This window comes from Streptomyces noursei, assembly GCF_016917755.1.
GTDB lineage: Bacteria > Actinomycetota > Actinomycetes > Streptomycetales > Streptomycetaceae > Streptomyces > Streptomyces yunnanensis.
The window spans coordinates 3,358,132-3,373,731 of record NZ_CP070326.1; the positions used below are offsets into that span (position 1 = coordinate 3,358,132).

General features: G+C 70.1%; 14 protein-coding genes and 2 pseudogenes. 15 read left to right on the top strand and 1 reads right to left on the bottom strand.

The annotated features are described in order from the left end of the window. Positions 1 to 629: 629 nt before the first annotated feature. The 7 genes from JNO44_RS14800 to JNO44_RS14830 all read left to right on the top strand — a co-directional run bounded on the left by JNO44_RS14800 (position 630) and on the right by JNO44_RS14830 (position 10,258). Complete coding sequence (locus tag JNO44_RS14800) at positions 630 to 2,219, top strand: AbfB domain-containing protein (protein WP_240167544.1); 1,590 nt, start codon at positions 630 to 632, stop codon at positions 2,217 to 2,219. An 85-nt stretch (positions 2,220 to 2,304) separates the two neighbouring features. Beyond that, positions 2,305 to 2,859: an RICIN domain-containing protein gene (locus JNO44_RS14805; protein WP_205364546.1), complete on the top strand. Its 555-nt coding sequence runs from the start codon at positions 2,305 to 2,307 to the stop codon at positions 2,857 to 2,859. A gap of 116 nt (positions 2,860 to 2,975) precedes the next feature. Next, a complete protein-coding gene (locus JNO44_RS14810) occupies positions 2,976 to 3,656 on the top strand; it encodes an RICIN domain-containing protein (RefSeq protein WP_205364548.1) in 681 nt (226 codons plus the stop codon). Between the two features lie 44 nt (positions 3,657 to 3,700). Beyond that, the gene (locus JNO44_RS14815; RefSeq protein WP_240167545.1) at positions 3,701 to 4,804 is read left to right on the top strand and encodes a hypothetical protein; all 1,104 of its coding nucleotides are present in this window, start codon (positions 3,701 to 3,703) and stop codon (positions 4,802 to 4,804) included. Between the two features lie 195 nt (positions 4,805 to 4,999). After that, positions 5,000 to 8,905, top strand: coding sequence for a hypothetical protein (locus JNO44_RS14820; protein ID WP_205364549.1), 3,906 nt, complete (start codon positions 5,000 to 5,002; stop codon positions 8,903 to 8,905). Between the two features lie 15 nt (positions 8,906 to 8,920). Continuing rightward, on the top strand, positions 8,921 to 9,253 hold the full coding sequence (locus JNO44_RS14825) for a hypothetical protein (protein WP_240167546.1): 333 nt from the start codon (positions 8,921 to 8,923) through the stop codon (positions 9,251 to 9,253). A 462-nt stretch (positions 9,254 to 9,715) separates the two neighbouring features. Then, on the top strand, positions 9,716 to 10,258 hold the full coding sequence (locus tag JNO44_RS14830) for a DUF6882 domain-containing protein (protein ID WP_205364550.1): 543 nt from the start codon (positions 9,716 to 9,718) through the stop codon (positions 10,256 to 10,258). Positions 10,259 to 10,399: 141 nt separating this feature from the next. Here JNO44_RS14830 and JNO44_RS14835 read toward each other — a convergent pair whose 3' ends face one another. Beyond that, a complete protein-coding gene (locus JNO44_RS14835) occupies positions 10,400 to 10,990 on the bottom strand; it encodes a GOLPH3/VPS74 family protein (RefSeq protein ID WP_420882645.1) in 591 nt (196 codons plus the stop codon). Between the two features lie 218 nt (positions 10,991 to 11,208). Between JNO44_RS14835 and JNO44_RS14840 the strand changes: the two are divergent. From JNO44_RS14840 to JNO44_RS14865, 8 genes and pseudogenes are all read left to right on the top strand, one after another. Further along, positions 11,209 to 11,555 (top strand): annotated as a pseudogene (locus tag JNO44_RS14840) (aldo/keto reductase); the annotation flags it as partial. 146 nt (positions 11,556 to 11,701) lie between these two features. Then, positions 11,702 to 12,622: a phosphorothioated DNA-binding restriction endonuclease gene (locus tag JNO44_RS14845; RefSeq protein WP_205364551.1), complete on the top strand. Its 921-nt coding sequence runs from the start codon at positions 11,702 to 11,704 to the stop codon at positions 12,620 to 12,622. Between the two features lie 866 nt (positions 12,623 to 13,488). Continuing rightward, on the top strand, positions 13,489 to 13,695 hold the full coding sequence (locus tag JNO44_RS14850; protein WP_205364552.1) for a hypothetical protein: 207 nt from the start codon (positions 13,489 to 13,491) through the stop codon (positions 13,693 to 13,695). Continuing rightward, on the top strand, positions 13,692 to 13,802 hold the full coding sequence (locus tag JNO44_RS43430; RefSeq protein WP_240167547.1) for a type VI secretion lipoprotein TssJ: 111 nt from the start codon (positions 13,692 to 13,694) through the stop codon (positions 13,800 to 13,802). The genes JNO44_RS14850 and JNO44_RS43430 overlap by 4 nt, the downstream gene beginning before the upstream one ends. Before the next feature lie 127 nt (positions 13,803 to 13,929). Continuing rightward, entirely contained in the window at positions 13,930 to 14,157 is a 228-nt protein-coding gene (locus tag JNO44_RS14855; RefSeq protein WP_205364553.1) for a hypothetical protein, read from the top strand. Continuing rightward, positions 14,135 to 14,662 carry a DUF6879 family protein gene (locus JNO44_RS14860; RefSeq protein WP_205364554.1) on the top strand — a complete coding sequence of 176 codons (528 nt, stop codon included), beginning with the start codon at positions 14,135 to 14,137 and terminating at the stop codon, positions 14,660 to 14,662. The genes JNO44_RS14855 and JNO44_RS14860 overlap by 23 nt, the downstream gene beginning before the upstream one ends. 25 nt (positions 14,663 to 14,687) lie before the next feature. Next, a pseudogene (locus JNO44_RS44810) lies at positions 14,688 to 14,888 on the top strand (helix-turn-helix domain-containing protein); the annotation flags it as partial. Between the two features lie 57 nt (positions 14,889 to 14,945). Continuing rightward, positions 14,946 to 15,542 carry a DUF5753 domain-containing protein gene (locus tag JNO44_RS14865; protein ID WP_338058612.1) on the top strand — a complete coding sequence of 199 codons (597 nt, stop codon included), beginning with the start codon at positions 14,946 to 14,948 and terminating at the stop codon, positions 15,540 to 15,542. The last annotated feature ends 58 nt before the right edge of the window (positions 15,543 to 15,600 follow it).

Below are 15,600 nucleotides of genomic sequence, written 5' to 3' on the forward strand. Positions count from 1 at the left end.
CTCAGCGGGGGATTCGACCAGTCGTGATCACGGAGGCCGTGCCAGTACCCCCCGCTCCGGGCACCGACCAGGAGCGATCGGGCCGGTCCCGCCTCATGTCCCGATTCCGTGGGGGCGAGGAGTAACGGGCAGGAGAAACACCACGCAGGGCGCCGGCAAGGCGCCGCACCGCTCCGGCGGATGCGCCGCGGCGAAGGCGTCGGCAGTTCCGGACTGCGGACGCAGGCGCCGTGCGGCGGCACCGTCCCGGCCGGTCTTCGGGAATGTGTGAGCACTCCGGAAGTCACCGGTCACCGACACGTCGGATTCCCCGTTCCACGAGCGGGCCGACGCGCCGGCAAAAGCACCACAGGGACTGAACGGCACGCCCTGGAAGGCACACCGTTCCCGAGGGAATGGCCCTGGGCGCCGTGACCGGCCCCGGGGACTCCGGGCCGGCTCCGGTATTCCCGAACTCGCCGCACACCCCGGTCCGCAAAGGACCTTGAGCGGGACGAGCGGGGAAAGACCGCCGCTCCCTCCCCTCTGTCCGTCGACCGACGGCAATCGAAATCTCCGAGTTGCGTTTCCGTCTGCCCGCACACTCCGGGCCGCGCCCACGAGACGCTGGAAGGGTTACTGAACACAGAATGGACAAGAGCCGTACCCACAACGCGGGAATGCGGAGGGCCGTCAAGCGGGGCATCGTGACCGCCACCGCGCTCGCGGCGGTCACCGGCGTGGCCGCACCGGTTTCCTTCGCCGCTCCGACGGACTCGGTGGCCAGGGCAGCGGAGATCGGGACCAACGACAAGCAGCGGGTGGACGCCGCGGCCGTGGTCCACCTCGACCCGAGCCCCGACGTGATGCTGCTCAGCGACGGCGACTTCATCCACGCGCTGTGGCAGAAGGCCAGGGACGCCGGCGAGTCCCTGCAAGCGGTGCGTACGGCCGCCGAAGAGGTCATGATGGTCGGCACCTCGGCCGAGGACCAGGTCCGGTTCATCACCACCGGCATCCACGAGGCGTACGAGGTCGACAAGCAGCGGGAGAAGGACCACGCCGCCGCCGACCGTGCGGCGCGGACCGCCAAGCAGCAGGTCCTGATCAAGATCGGTATATCGGTCACCCCGGAACTGCTGGGGCTCAGTGACGACAACTTCATCCGCGCCGTCATGAAGGACGCGGCCTCCGGGCCGGAGGTCCGGGACGCGGCTGCCCGCGCGTTGGCCGGTGACGCCGCCTCCTGGCAGGAGTTCATCGCCACCGGTGCGCGTGAGGCGCGCGACCGGGACGTGGCCAACGAGCTCAAGGAGAAGGCGGAGAAGGAGGCCCAGGAACTCAAGCGCCGCGAGGAGCTCAAGGACCGCAAGGGCACCGCGACGCTGTTCGAGACGCGCTTCGACCTCTCGTTCCCCGAGTCCGTCTACGAGCTCAGCGACGACAACTTCATCCGCGAACTGCTGCGTCGCACCCCCGCCGACGGCCAGCGCACCGAGCTGTACGCCGCGGCCCAGCGGGCCGTGCTCAGCTCCAACCCGGCGGACTGGAAGGCGTTCCTGCACTCCGGCGCCATGGAGGCCAACAACCTCGACGCCGAGAACCTCCGCAAGAAGCGGGCCGAGGCGGACCGCAGGCTGGCACTGCAGATCCAGACCCGCGCCGAGAAGACCGGGGTCCACCCCCATCTGGTCGCCGCGGCGAAGAAGGCGCTGGCGGGCAGCGACCAGGACGTCGCGCGGTTCCTCATGGAGGGCCAGTACCGCGCACTGCGGCAGTCCTTCCAGGCGAGCGGTGCCCAACTCGCCGGGTGGTACGTCCGCCAGTCCGACGCGGACAACGGAGAGGCCTTCCTCGCCCCCGTCGGCAGCAAGGACAAGCAGACCGCCCGCGAGGACGCCACCTGGGTCATCACGCCCGCTCTCACCGGCCAGTCCGGTTGCTACTCCTTCGAGTCGGCCCGCAAGCCCGGCTACTACCTGGCGCAGAAGGACCGCCGGGTCCGGCTGGGCGCCGACGACAAGAGCGGCGCGTTCCGCAAGGACGCCACCTGGTGCGCCCGCAAGGGCCTGGCCGGCTCCGGCACGTCTTTTGAGTCGGCGAACCAGCAGGGGCGGTGGCTGCGGCAGTTCCAGGGCGACCTCTACGCGGCCGACAAGGGCGGCAAGCAGCGCTACGAGGCCGAGAAGGACTTCGCCCAGGACGCCACCTGGAAGATCTCCACGCCGCTCGCGCGCTGACGCTCCCCCTCTCCCGGCGCATCCACGCCTCTCCCGACCGAGCAAGTCCTCACGAAGCACGAAGCAAGAAGGACGGAACACCCCCATGTCCCGGATCACCCGAGTCGCGCTGGCCATCGGCGCCGGCGTCGCCGCGCTGGCCGGCAGCGTCACCACGGCACACGCGGACGGGGCCGAGCCCCGCGCCGCCGCCGTTTCGCCGACCGTCGTCCAACTCCAGGCGGCCCACAGCGGCCAGTGCCTGGCCATCGCCGACGGCAGCTTCCGCAACGGCGCCAACGCGGTGCAGTCGAAGTGCGCCGACGGGGCGGACGGTCAGCTCTTCGAGCTGGTCTCCACCGGTTCGGCGACCTTCGAGGTGCGGGCCAAGCACAGCGGCAAGTGCCTTGAGGTGGAGAACAGCGGCACCCAGGCCGGCGCCAACGTCCAGCAATGGTGGTGCACCGGCAACAACCAGATGCGCTGGCGCCTGGTGATGGTCGACGTCGCCAAGGAGCTCTACGAGCTGCGGCCCCTGCACACGGACCTGCGCTGCCTGGACATCAAGAGCGCCAGCCTCAAGGAAGGCGCCAACGCGCAGAGCTGGTACTGCAACGGCACCGACGCGCAGCGCTGGCAGCTCAAGCCCGCCAAGGTCTGACCCCGCCCGCGGCCGCCGAGCCGGTCGCCGTCGCTGACCGGCTCGGCGCCGCCGGGCACCACCCCGCGCCCACCCCCGTCGGGCTCCCCACCCATCGAGAAGAAACGGACTTCCAGATGTCTCGGACCATCCGAGCCGCCCTGGCCATCGCCTGCAGCGTCGCCGCACTGACCGCCGGCGCGACCACCGCCCACGCGAGCGGGGACGACTCCGCCAGGGCCACTGCCAAGGACGCCCGCGAGGCGGCGGCCAAGGCCGCCGGCAAGGGCTCCGCCGAGGACGCCGCCAACAAGGCCGCCGAGGCCGCCCGCGAAGCCACCAACCGGGCCAAGACCGCCAGTGACGCCAACTCGGACAAGGGCGACACCGTCCGGCTCCAGGTCGCGAGCAGCGGCAAGTGCCTGGGCATCGACTCCGGCAGCAAGGACAACGGCGCGGCCGCACTCCAGTGGACGTGCAACGAGGGCAAGGCGCAGCAGTGGCGCGCCATCCCCACCGTCGACTCGTCCTTCGTGCTGCGCAACGAGAACAGCAACCGGTGCCTCGAAGTGGAGAACAGCGGCACCCAGGCCGGTGCCCGTGTCCAGCAGTGGGGCTGCACCGGCGGTGGCGCCCAGCTGCGCTGGCGGATGGTCCTCGTCGACCCCGTCAACAAGCTCTACCAGCTGCGTCCCATGCACACCCCGGACCGCTGCCTGGACATCGACCACGGCAAGAAGGACGACGGCGTCAAGGCTCAGCAGTGGTACTGCAACCAGACCGACGCGCAGCTGTGGCGGATCCTGCCGGTCGCGTGACCTCGACCAGTGCAGTGGAACCTTCCGATTCTGAAAGGTCAACAGTGAGCCGTAAGTTGTGGGTCGCCCAGGCAGTGGTGGCGGGCCTGCTGGCCGGTGGGGCCGCCGTCGCGACCGTGACCCCCGCCTGGGCCGAGGCCCCGGCGCCCGCCGTCGTCCAGGCCGACCAGTCGGCGGACCACACCGTGTCCGCCAAGGCCGCGGCGGCCGAGGAGGCGCGCAACTACGTCCATCGGCTGGCGATGTCGCGGCTGCCCGCCGAGATCCGTACCTCGGCGTGGAACGCGCTGCGCAACTCCCGTGGGGACGAGGCGATCGCGGAGTGGCTGGCGCCCGGCGGCGGCTACGACTACGCCAAGCAGCGGCTGCGGGACACCCGGGTCCGGAACAAGGCGTTCTGCGAACGGGTCGTCCAGACCCACACCGCCGAGTTCTCCCCCGCTGCCCGCGCCGCGGCCGCCCGTGCGTTGAAGGGCACGGACGCGGACCGGGCGGCGTTCGTGCGGACCGGGTACGCCGAGGCGCAGCAGCGCGACCGGGCGACCCGCGCGGCGGACGAGGGGCACCGGCGGGAAATCGCCGCCGGGGACCGTGAGTTCGTCCGTTCGGTGGCCGAGGGCGACCCGGGCGAGCAGGTACGGGTGGCGGCCCAGTGGGCGCTGCGGCCCGGTGCGACCGACGCGGACATCGCGGAGTTCTTCGGCTACGGCTGGGTGACCGGCGCAAGCCTGGACCTGGAGGGCTACCGGCTGCGGACCGCGGACGCGGAGCGGATGCGGCACGCCACCCTGGCCCGTCTGATCAAGCAGGCGGAGGCGGCCGAGGCCGCGGTGAACGACGCGGTCGACGCGGCGAAGGCCAGGGCCGAGGCCGAGCGTGCCTGGCAGGCGGTCGCCGAGCACGCGGGCGCCGCGCAGCGGGCATGGCTGGTCGAGCAGGCCGCGGCCAAGGCCCAGGCGGAGAACTGGCAGCGCGTGGCCCGGCTCGCCCGGGAAGCCGCGGACGGAATCTGGCGGGGCATCGCCGACCCGGCCGAGGCCACCGGGGACACCTGGGCCAAGGAAGGGGCGCAAGCGGTCGAGACCGCCCGTTTCTGGCGGGACATGTACGACCGCGCCCAGGCCGCCGAGAGCCGCGTCAAGGGCTGATCCTCCCAGTCGTTCAGCCGGCGCGCGACCCCGCGCGCCGGCTGATGCCCCCTGCCCTGCTCGTACGGAGAGGGCGGGGGTTTTTGCTATATATCCGACTCATCCCAATTGGGGGTTCTTTCCGTGATGGGGAGATTCCGGCCGCGAGCCGGAAGACCACGCGGCGGCGGTCTCGCCGGGATAGCGCGCAAGACAGTGACCACCACGGTGGTTGTCGCGCTGCTGGGCGGTATGACGAGCCAGGCAACGGCTGCGACCACCGAGCGCATGCAGCGCGCCGAGGGCAAGGGCGACTTCACCCAGGCGATGGCGACGCTGGACCGGCTCGCCGCCGCCCTGCCGAAGACGTCCGCCACACCGGCCGCCGCACCGCGCTCGGAGCTGGACCGGCTCAGTGCGGAGCGTGACCGTCAACTCGTCGAGGACTTCGCCGAGTTCGACGAGGAGGACGAGGTCCGCGAGGCCGCCAAGAAGGCCCTGGAGAGCAAGGACCCGAACGCGATCCGGGAGTTCCTGGAGCACGGCGAGGCCGACGCCCGCCAGCGCGCCAAGGACAAGAAGAGCGGTGTCGACGCCGAGAACCGCAAGAAGATCGAGGCGATGCGCGGCACCGGCGGGCCGACCTTCAACGCCGAGGTCGAACGCGTGCTGGGGCCGAAGGCGACGGCCAAGGACCGCGAGGACTTCCTGGCCTTCGGCGCGGAGATCGCCCGCCAGAAGGACCAGAAGGACGAGAAGAACGCCAAGGAGCGCGCGGCCGAGCTCCGCAAGCGCGTGGAATTGCTGGCCAACGCCGGTGGCCCCGAGGTGAAGAAGGCCGCCCAGGCCGCACTGGACGCGGGCACCGACAAGGCGATCGAGGAGTTCCTGGAGAAGGGCTACCAGGTCGCGGCGAAGAAGGACGCCGAGGACCGGGCGGCCCAGGAGAAGGCCCAGAAGGAGGCCCAGGAGGCCGCCGAGAAACTGCGTGAGCTGGCCGAGAAGGCCAAGCGCGCGGCGGAGGCTCGTACCAAGCTGATCGGCTTCCACGGCGATGCCGTCAAGGCGCTCAAGGACGCGTCCAACGCGATGACGTCGGCGGCCCAGGCATCGCGCGAGGCTGACCGGATGCTCGCGGCGGACCGGGCCGGCAAGCGCCTGTCCTCCTACGACAGCGTCAAGACCGAGGTCGAACGCCAGGTCGGGTACGCCGCCGAGGCGGCCCGGCGGGCCAAGACCGCCGCGGGCCAGGCCAAGGTGCAGGCCGACGTTCTGGTGGAGACCGGGCTGACCCACGGCACGCAGTGGTCCGAGGTCGCCTCGGGCATCGCGGCCGCGGCGGACGCGGCGGCCAAGGCGGCCCGGACCGCCCAGCACGCCGTCGACGCCACCGCCGCCGACGCCGCTGCGCTGGACGGCAAGAACGCCGCCGAAGCCCACGAGCAGCAGGCCAGGAAGTGGCGGGCCAACGCCGAGGAGCACGCCAAGGCAGCGGCCGAGCTGGCGGCGTCTGCCGACAAGCAGGCAAAGGTCGCGGCCAACGCGGCCGCCCGCGCCAAGCAGGCCCGCCTCGACGCCGAGAAGGCCGAGCGGGAAGCCTGGGAACACGCCAAGAAGACCCGGGAAGCTCGCGTCGAGGCCCAGCGCCAGGCCAAGATCGCCGCCGAGCAGCGCGCGATCGCCGAACGCGAGCGCAACCTGGCCGCCCAGGCACGAGCCCGCGCCGAACGCGAACGCGACAAGGCAGCCGCGGCGCGGTCGCGTGCCGAGGCCGAGGCCCGTACGGCGGCCGCGGCGCGCGCCGACGCCCAGGCGGCCGCGGCCACCGCGGCCTCGGCTCGGGCCAGCGCCGCCGAGCACGAGGGCATCGCGGCCAAGGCCGACGAGCGGGCCCGCGGCGAGGAGACCAACGCCCGCAAAGCCCGCGACGCCGCGTTCAAGGCCGAGCAGAACCACCAGGCCAAGGAGGCCCGGGCCAAGGCCACCGAGGCGATGGCCGCCTCGGGCCGCGGCACCGCAGCCGCCGGCGAGGCCAACGCCGCAGCGCAGGCGGCACGCGCGGACGCCAACACCGCCGGTGCGGCGGCCGGTCAGGCCCGCAGCGCCGCGGACACCGCCAGCGGCGCGGCGGTACGCGCCCGCTCCGCGGCCACCGAGGCCGCGGGTGCGGCGGCCCGGGCCCGGGCCGCCGCGGCCGAGGCCGGCGCGCACGCCGCGCGCGCCAACGCCGCCGCCAACAAGGCCGAAGCCGCCGCCGCACGCGCCAACGCGGCGGCCAACAAGGCCGAAGCCGAGTACCAGGCAACCCACGCCGCGGCGTTGAAGGCCAACACCAAGGCAGCCGAGGCCACCGCCCAGGAAGCCCGCGCCGGCATCGCCGCCCACGAGGCGTCCCGCCTGGCCGGGCAGGCCGCCGTCGAGGCCAACCAGGCCCTCCAGGCAGCCAACCGCACCAAGGACGAAGCCGAGGGCGCGACCCGCGAAGCGGCCATGGCCAGGCTCCAGTCCACCATCGCCGTCCAGGCGTCCGGCGCCGCCCGGAACACCGCCGCCGGGATCGCCGATCCCGCCAACACCGCCATCGAGCTGACCGCCCCCTTCGCCGGCAAGGACGTCGACGCCGACTTCGCCGCCGAGGTCGCCAAGGCCGCGCAGGAGACCGGCGAGGAGCAGGTCACCGCTGCCGAGGCCAAGGCCGCCGAAGCGGTCAAGGCCGCCGAGGCCGCCGAGGCCGCCGCCAAGCGGGCAGGCGCCCAGGTCCTCCCGGCCTTCAAGGCCGCCGCCGACGCCGCCAGGTCCTCGGCCAACGCCGCACGTTCCGCGGCCGCGGCCATGAAGTCCGCGGCCGAAGCCGCCGCCGACGGCGCCAAGGCACGGGCCGCCGCGGCATCCGCCAACCAAGCCGACGCCCAGGCCAAGGCCGACGCCAACCTCGCCCGCCAGGCCGCCAACCAGGCCGCCGCGGACGCGGCCGCCGCGCGCAAGGCGGCCAACGAGGCCGAGGCCGAAGCCGCCCGGGCCCGCAACGCCGCCGCCGAGGCGGACCAGCACGCCGCCGCGGCCAACAGCGCCGCCAACCAGGCCGAACACGAGGCCAGCGTCGCCCAGGGCGCCGCGGCCCAGGCGGAGAAGGACGCCGCCGACGCGGGCAAGCTGGCCGACTCCGCCGAAAACCACGCCAAGTCCGCAGAGGCCGCGGCCAAGAACGCCAACAAGTACGCCAAGGAAGCGGACGAGGCGGCGAAGAAGGCCGAGGAATACGAGCGCGAACAGGAGCGCAAACGGCGGGCGGAGGCCGCGAAGGATGACACCAGCGGCGGTAACAAGCTCTCGCCTGAGGAGGAACAGGCCCTCAAGGACGCCGGCATATCACCTGAGGAGTACGAGAAGGCCCGAGCTCTCGCGGACAAGGACGTCCTCGACTTCATCAAGGAAAACGGCGGCAAAATCCTTGAAGAGCTCCTCGGCGTCGATGACATCAAGAAGTGTTTCACCGAAGGCAACGTCGAGAGCTGCTTCTGGACGCTGATCGGCGCTCTTCCATGGGGTAAGGCACTTAAGGCCATCAAGGAACTCCCAGCGATCACAAAGGCCGTTGGCCGCATCGTCGGGGGGCTCGGGACGTTCCTGAAGGAGTCCAAAGCCGCGAAGAAACTGATCAGCAAGGGCCAGGACGTGCTGGCTAAGGTGCGGAAGGGTGCCGTCTGTCCTGTGCCAGCCGCGCGAACCGCGGCCTTCAGCAGCACTACACCCTGCGGCCCAGCAATCGGCACGTACACCTCGAAGGGCACCGGCAAGGACCTCAAACGTTCGGCGAAGGTCGGTGACGATCAGTGGCAGTTCAATACCGGTCATGGATACGATCGCCCTCATGAAGGGCCGGACGGAGTGATAAGAGATCTTCGCAACACGAAGCTTCGCCCGGATAAGATCGAACAAGAGATTGTTTCGGATGTGTACAAGTACATGAAGGGTGGCGGCAAGGTGCCGCGGCCAGGGACGCCCGAGTTCACTGAACCGCTGGAAAGGGTGGTTCAGATCGATGGACACAAGGTCGGATACCGGGTCACACACACACTCGACGGCACTTACCGTCTGGCTACCTACTGGCTCCAGCCCTAGCGACAAAGGATAGTCGTGTCAGATTCAACCACGTATGCAAGAGCGCTGATTCGCGCAGTGCACGGGGATTCTCCGGCAGAGACTCCGGACGCCGTCCGGGATTTCATCGAGCAGGTTACCTTCGCGGGGCCTGACGAGATCCTGGAAATGTTGCACGGAGTCATGACGGAAGACTGGATGGCACTTCCCGTGTGGGCGCGGAACTTGGCGTACCGGCTTGCCTGCTTGCAGCGCCCCGACGACCCTGAGTTGCTCCGGGAGGCCGCGGCAGACCTCCTGTGCTTCGGCCCGGACTGGGACGCGGAAGCCGAATCCCTCAAGCAACGTGCAGCACGGCTGGAAACATGAGCGACAAGGCGCTGCCCTCGGATTCGAGAACCTCGTTGACGAGGTAGCCCTCCTTTGGCAGATGGCCTCACCGGGATTCGCCGGTGAGGCCATCTGCTTCCGCCGACAACTCGACCCCCGGGTTCAGATGTGTAGGACACAATCCGCTGCTCCAGAAACCCCCGAGCGACGCATCCCTCACCAGCCAGGAGAGGCCCTTCTGCCACACCTGTGGCGAAGGTAGCGGCTCGGCCCAGATGATTCCCGGCTGGCCCTACCTCCTTCGTGGCCACCCTGGCACCCGGACGCACCTCGCCGACCGCCGCCCTGAACGCGCTTGATGCGGCTGCGCGCGTGGGAGTGCCACAGATGGCCGGTCGAGCAGCCGACGCAACCTGGCAGGACACGGGTCCCGCCAGGGTGACCTGCACTGGTTCCGGGACCAGGACAGGGCCGTAAAGAGGCACCAACATACTGGGTCGCATGGGATTTTTCAGGCGAGCCGGTGAGCAGGAAGGTGCCGTTCCGAGCGCCGATCAGCAGGAGCTGAGCACGCTGCTCTTGCAGGGTAAGGACATGATCGAGCAGTTGGCCCAGGCGCACGCGTCATGGGGGCTCGGCTCGGCGGATCAGTGGAGCCTTGACCAGCGCACCGGTCTCATCACCTGGACGTTCCCCGACAAGACCGCCACCGCGCCGGCGCAGATCCTCGCCAGCTACAGCCCCACGTCGGCCTCGTGGCTGTGGGCGTGGGCCAACGAGGGCGTCCTTCCCGACATGAGTCGCGACGCCCACCGCATTCGTGACTGGGCCGAGACCCATGGCCACCGTGCTCTCGCCGAGCCCGAGGTGGAGGCCGACGAGCAGATGGCCGACACCCTCGCCGCTCTGGGCGTCAGGGCCACCGAGGCGACTGGCTTCTACCGCGGCGCCGGCAGCCAGTCGATCGTGATCACCACCTTCGGGCCGGTCACCCTGACTGCCGCGGACGGCAGCACGACGACCTTCTCGATCGACATCGGTTAGCGGGCGTCAGGGCGCCGCAGGGCAGGCCACCACGCGGCGGGCCGCCGCCGTACGCCACACCTCAGTTCGAGGACGGGCGCCCGTCGAAAGGGACGTCCAGCGGCCACCGTCTGGTACGTGGCGCGGCGCGGCGCTGCGGACTCAGCTTCCGGCCGCGGTAACGCTACTGGCGGCAACGACGGCAGCGGCCAGGGCCGCTTGCATGTTCTGGATCGCGGCACGAACGCTCTCGGCCGCTCCCTGGCCGGCCGCGATCTCCGCCATCCGGTCGGCCACCTGCCGACGCGGGACGTCGGGGAATGCCAGGCGGTGCAGCTTGACGGCGTGGATCAGGGCGATGAGGCCCGCCGTGGGCTCGTCCGGGGCAGCGCCGCCCAGGACGACGGCCCGGAGCCGCTGCCGCGGCTCACGCTCGGGTGCGCTGTCAGCCTCGGGGTAGCGGCGGGTCGGGAACAGGCCGAGGGCCTTGTGCTGCTGCTCGGCGACCACGCCCCGCGTGCACAGGCTCTCCACAGCCGCCTGCGGGGCCTTGGCCCGGTCCTTGGTCAGCCAGTCCGTCACACGTCGCCGCTTGCGGCCGCGCAGCCAGGCATCGAGCAACTCCCGCCGGTCACTGAGTAGTTGCTCACCGGTCGGCGCCGGGTCCGTCAGGGTGAGGTACTTGCCCTCGACGGACACCCTCCCGGCGAGGGCCAGTTCCAGCAGGATCCCACCCGCGACGGCCCAGCCCACCGCCTGTCGTTGCTACCCCGGACTCCCTGTCCAGGGACAGCAGCATGATTTCCTCGGCCAGCGTGACGGTCACCCAGTCCCCCGGCATGTCTCGTGAGCAATCGACGTTGATTCAGTCGATTCAGTTGGTCAGACTCCTGGAGTCGCCGGGAAGTTCCCACGGCGGGGCTGCCCCTGAGCCGTGCGCGTTACGGGGGCGAGGGCGGGACCGCCTCGTCCGCTCGGGCGCGTGGCAGCCCCATGCGCCCGAGCAGTTGCGCGGCCAGGTCGAGGAGACCTGCGCCAGCTCGGCCGCGACTGCCTGGACGTGGTGAACCTCCGTATCGTCGGGCGCGATTCGATCGCCGAGCGCTTCGGCGCACTGGCCGAGCTGCGCGACGCCGGACTCATACGTCACCTGGGCGTCTCCAACGCCCTCCCCGCACAGCTCGCCGAGGCGCAGGCCATCCCGGGCACGGGCGACGAGGAGCACCTCGTGTCCAACATGGCCGCCGGCGCACTCCGCCTCTCCAAGGACGAGCCGGCCGGCCTCGGCTCCCTGCACCACAGGGCCGCCGTCGGGTAGACGCGTCGGCCGTACTGGCCGGGCCGTTCCGGCAGGAAACCGGCCGACCAGGCCGGCCGGCTTGCTCGTGCGCCCGCCGCTCGACCCGCGCCGTACGACGTCCCCACGGCATGCGACGTCCGTGACGACAACTATCCTTGCGGCCCATGGACTGGCTTGATCGGGTGGCGAAGCTGAGGCAGTGGACCAACAACGGTGCCCGGGCCCCGCACAAGCCGTTGCTGCTGCTGTACGCGCTCGCCAACTACCAGCGGGACGCCGACGGCGAACTGCGGTACAGCGCAGTCGAGGGCGAACTCAGGCAACTGCTCACCGAGTACGGCCCGCCACACCCGACGACCCCCGCGTACCCCTTCCATCACCTCGCCAGTGACGGCGTGTGGGAAGTCAGGACGGACCAGGGGCTGGGAAGCCCCGGCAGCCGAGTGGGGGTGCTGCGTTCCAGCGGAGCCACCGGTCGGCTCGCGCCCGGTCTGCGGACCGCGCTCGCTACGGATTCGTCGCTGCTGACCCGGCTCACCAGAGTGTTGCTGGACACCCATTTCCCGCCGTCCCTGCATACGGATCTGTGCGAGGCCGTCGGTCTCGACCTGGAGCTCGCCGAGGCCGGGCACGTGTCCGGCGCGGGTGCCCGCGCCCGACGGCAACGTGACCGGCGGATGCGCGAACTCATCCTCACGGCCTACGAGTTCCAATGCGCGTTCTGCGGTTACGACGGGGCCCTGGGCACGAGCGCGGTCGGACTGGAGGCCGCACACGTGCGCTGGTGGTCACACAACGGGCCAGACGAGGTCGACAACGGTCTGTGCCTGTGCTCGCTGCATCACAAGCTCTTCGACAAGGGGGTCCTGGGCCTCGGGGACGACCACCGCATACTGGTCTCGCAACGTTTCGTCGGCCGCAGCGAGGCCAGCCGCCAGTACGTACTCGCCCTCACCGGCCGACCAGTCATGGGCCCGCAGCCAGGCAACGCACCGGTCGCACGGCGACACCGCGAGTGGCACGCCCGACAGGTCTTCCACGGCACACCCCGAACACCCGCGGGGAGGCCCGCGCACGCCACGTGACAGCTGCTCCACGGACATCTCCGCGCCGCGGAAAGGAACGAACATCGCCGCGGAACGGAACGGGAATCGCCGCGCCGCGGAAGGGGGCAGAAGCCACAGCCCCGCCCCTCATGGCCAGATCTCGGTGCCTGGACCGCATGGCTGGGCGACCGGGCCGATCACCGGTGTGGCCGACAGGTACGGTTTGGCCATCGATGTTTCCGGAACGAGTACGGGCGATGCGCACACCGGGCTGCCGGAGACCATCAAGGCAACCGCGCGCCGGCTGCTGGTGGAACTGGGTGCCGGAGGACTGTCCCTGGGTGCCATCGCCGCCGACAGCGGTCTTGCCGTCACGGACGTGGCAGCCGCCTTCCCGCATCGGGACGACCTGCTGACCGCGTTGGTCATCAATGCCTGCAACACCTCCGGCGCGGCGATGGAACAGGCCGATCAGGCCGCCCGGGATGCGCAGGCCCCGGCGGGCGCGCGGCTGCTCGCGGTGACGCGGGCGTGGTCGGCGCCCTCGGCCCGCCGGCCAAGGCAGCGCCACGAACCGCACGGGCCCCCGAACTGGTCCCGCAGCAGATCACCTTGCGCGGTCGCCACCGGCGACCCTGAAGCCCCCCGGCGGCCTAATCCCCGCCGGGCACGCTCCCCGCGGTTGAGCCCACACCCCCGCTCGTGGGCTCCCCGTCTCTCACCGCAGGAGACCCACGGGGAGCACGGAGTCCACCTGACAGGTTCTGTCGGGCAGACCACGTCAGGTGGACTCCCACGCCGCCCCGGCCCATCCCAGCCCGGCCTGGGCGGCCATCAACCCCCGCCCCGGCACCCCATGGGTACGTCACTGCCGGGGCGGGCCCCACCATCACAGGGGAAACACCATGCGTTTCGACGCTCAGGACATCGTCCTGGACACCACCAGAGGCAACGTCGGCCGCATCACCGCGATCAACGGTGACTGCCTGGTGCTCACCAGGCCGCACCATCCGCCCTGGGACGCCCTCACCTCCTGGTGCATGCCCGCGACGCTGACCGAACGCCAGAGGCTGGAGAACCAGGAGCAGGACCAACGGGAGGCCGCAGCATGAGAGACCAATTCACCGACCCCGACGGCCGCCGCATCGGAGTCCTGGCGCTCTTCCGCAACGCCGACGGCTCCGTATGGGCCCGGCTCGGCTGCCGGGACCGACCCTAGGAAGGGGACCGGTGTCGATCACGCGAACCTTAAGTTCGTGCAAGTTCGTGCAAGTTCGGTGCGGACGCACGTGAGTTGAGTGCAAGCTCGTACATAGAGATCGTCTTCAGTGAACGAGGAGGTCACCATGGCACTGCACATGCTCGGCAAAGACCCTCAGTCTCTGGAAGGCAAGTCCGCGACCGTCTACTACGACGACGTCCGGGACCGGTACTTGGTCCAGGGGCTGAAGGTCCTGGACGACGAGCGTCTGTTGCAGATGGATCTCCCGGACCATGAGACCGTCGTGGAGATCCCCAAGTACATGGTCAACTTTTTCCCGGAGGTGAACGGTGGCGGCGGAAGCGACGTTTGAGAACCTGTTCCGGCAGGCGAAGCACTCTGCCATGCACCTGGAGATGCGGGACGGCTACATGAAGTCCGCCCCGGAGTTCGTCGCCTGGTCACAGGACCCTCGTAGCGTTTCGCCGAACTGCGACCCGGATTCGCGGCCGTGGCTGTCGCTGATGAAGGAGATTACAAGCCGTGGTGTTGTCGTCCGACGCGCCCGGATCTTCTCCGAGCCCATGAGTGACTACCTCCGCTTCGAGCACTATCTAGCGCCCCGCAGCCTGGTTGCCGGCGAGCAAATTCGCTGGCTGCCACGTCGCAAGGCATCGGACCTCGCGCTCCCCGGCAACGACTTCTGGTTGTTCGACAACAGCCTCGCCGTGTTCCTGCACTTCGCCGGCGACGGTGAGCTTTCGCCCGACGGGGACGAGGAACGAACGGCCGAGCCGTCGGTAGTCCGTCTGTGCTCTACGGCATTTGAAGCAGTGTGGCGACGTGCGACGCCACACGAGGACTACAAGCCGGTATGAGTCACCGACAAGGCAGAACAACACTGTGCCCCGCCCGTCGCCGCCATCCACGGTCCAAGAGGCCAGGCAAGCGCTCGGCAAGCGCCTTCGCGAGATCCGCAAGGACGCTGGTCTGACTGCTCGCGCATTGGCGGCGGCGGCAGGGTGGCACGAGTCCAAGAGTTCTCGTCTGGAGAGTGGCGCAACTCCACCATCCGACAAGGACATTTGGGTCTGGACCCGCATCTGCCATGCGGAGGACCAAGCCGCGGACCTCATCGCGACGGCCCGCGGTATCGATGGGATGTACGTCGAATGGCGCCGGGTGGAGAGCGCCGGCCTCAAACGCGTTCAAGAGTCCGTGGTTCCGCTATTCGAGCGCACCCACTGGTTCCGGTTCTACCAGTCCCAGGTAATGCCCGGCCTGCTCCAAACACAGGACTACACCGAGGCGATTCTCAAGACCGTTGTCGCGCTGCGAGACGCCCCCGGCGACATCGGGGAAGCCGTAGCAGCACGCATGAGCCGTCAGAGCGTTCTGCACAGGGGAGGGCGCCGGTTCGCCTTCCTGATCGAGGAGTGGGTACTGCGGACGGTCATTGGTAGCCGGAACACGATGCTGAACCAGCTCGGACACCTCATCGGCATAACCGCTGCTCCGTCTGTGAGTCTGGGCGTCATCCCGATGGGGGCCGTGCGCGGCAATGCATGGCCGTGTGAATCCTTCTCCATCTACGACGAGAAAGAGGTTGCCGGTGAACTGGTGTCTGCCAGCCTCACGGTGACGCGACCAAGTGAGATCGCTGAGTACACCAGGACGTTCACCGAACTCGCTGCCATCGCTGCCTACGGTGCGCCTGCCAGGAAGCTCATCACGGGGGCAATCGACTCCCTCGGGTGAAGCCGTGCAAGTTCGTAGAAGTTCGTTGAGGACCAGTGACCGACTGTCGTTGACTGAA

Bases quoted from the DNA above. Each gene is read 5' to 3' on its own strand.
- JNO44_RS14800 (WP_240167544.1), top strand. From the start codon at position 630: ATGGACAAGAGCCGTACCCACAACGCGGGAATGCGGAGGGCCGTCAAG.
- JNO44_RS14805 (WP_205364546.1), top strand. From the start codon at position 2,305: ATGTCCCGGATCACCCGAGTCGCGCTGGCCATCGGCGCCGGCGTCGCC.
- JNO44_RS14810 (WP_205364548.1), top strand. From the start codon at position 2,976: ATGTCTCGGACCATCCGAGCCGCCCTGGCCATCGCCTGCAGCGTCGCC.
- JNO44_RS14830 (WP_205364550.1), top strand. From the start codon at position 9,716: ATGGGATTTTTCAGGCGAGCCGGTGAGCAGGAAGGTGCCGTTCCGAGC.
- JNO44_RS14845 (WP_205364551.1), top strand. From the start codon at position 11,702: ATGGACTGGCTTGATCGGGTGGCGAAGCTGAGGCAGTGGACCAACAAC.
- JNO44_RS14850 (WP_205364552.1), top strand. From the start codon at position 13,489: ATGCGTTTCGACGCTCAGGACATCGTCCTGGACACCACCAGAGGCAAC.
- JNO44_RS43430 (WP_240167547.1), top strand. From the start codon at position 13,692: ATGAGAGACCAATTCACCGACCCCGACGGCCGCCGCATCGGAGTCCTG.
- JNO44_RS14855 (WP_205364553.1), top strand. From the start codon at position 13,930: ATGGCACTGCACATGCTCGGCAAAGACCCTCAGTCTCTGGAAGGCAAG.
- JNO44_RS14865 (WP_338058612.1), top strand. From the start codon at position 14,946: ATGTACGTCGAATGGCGCCGGGTGGAGAGCGCCGGCCTCAAACGCGTT.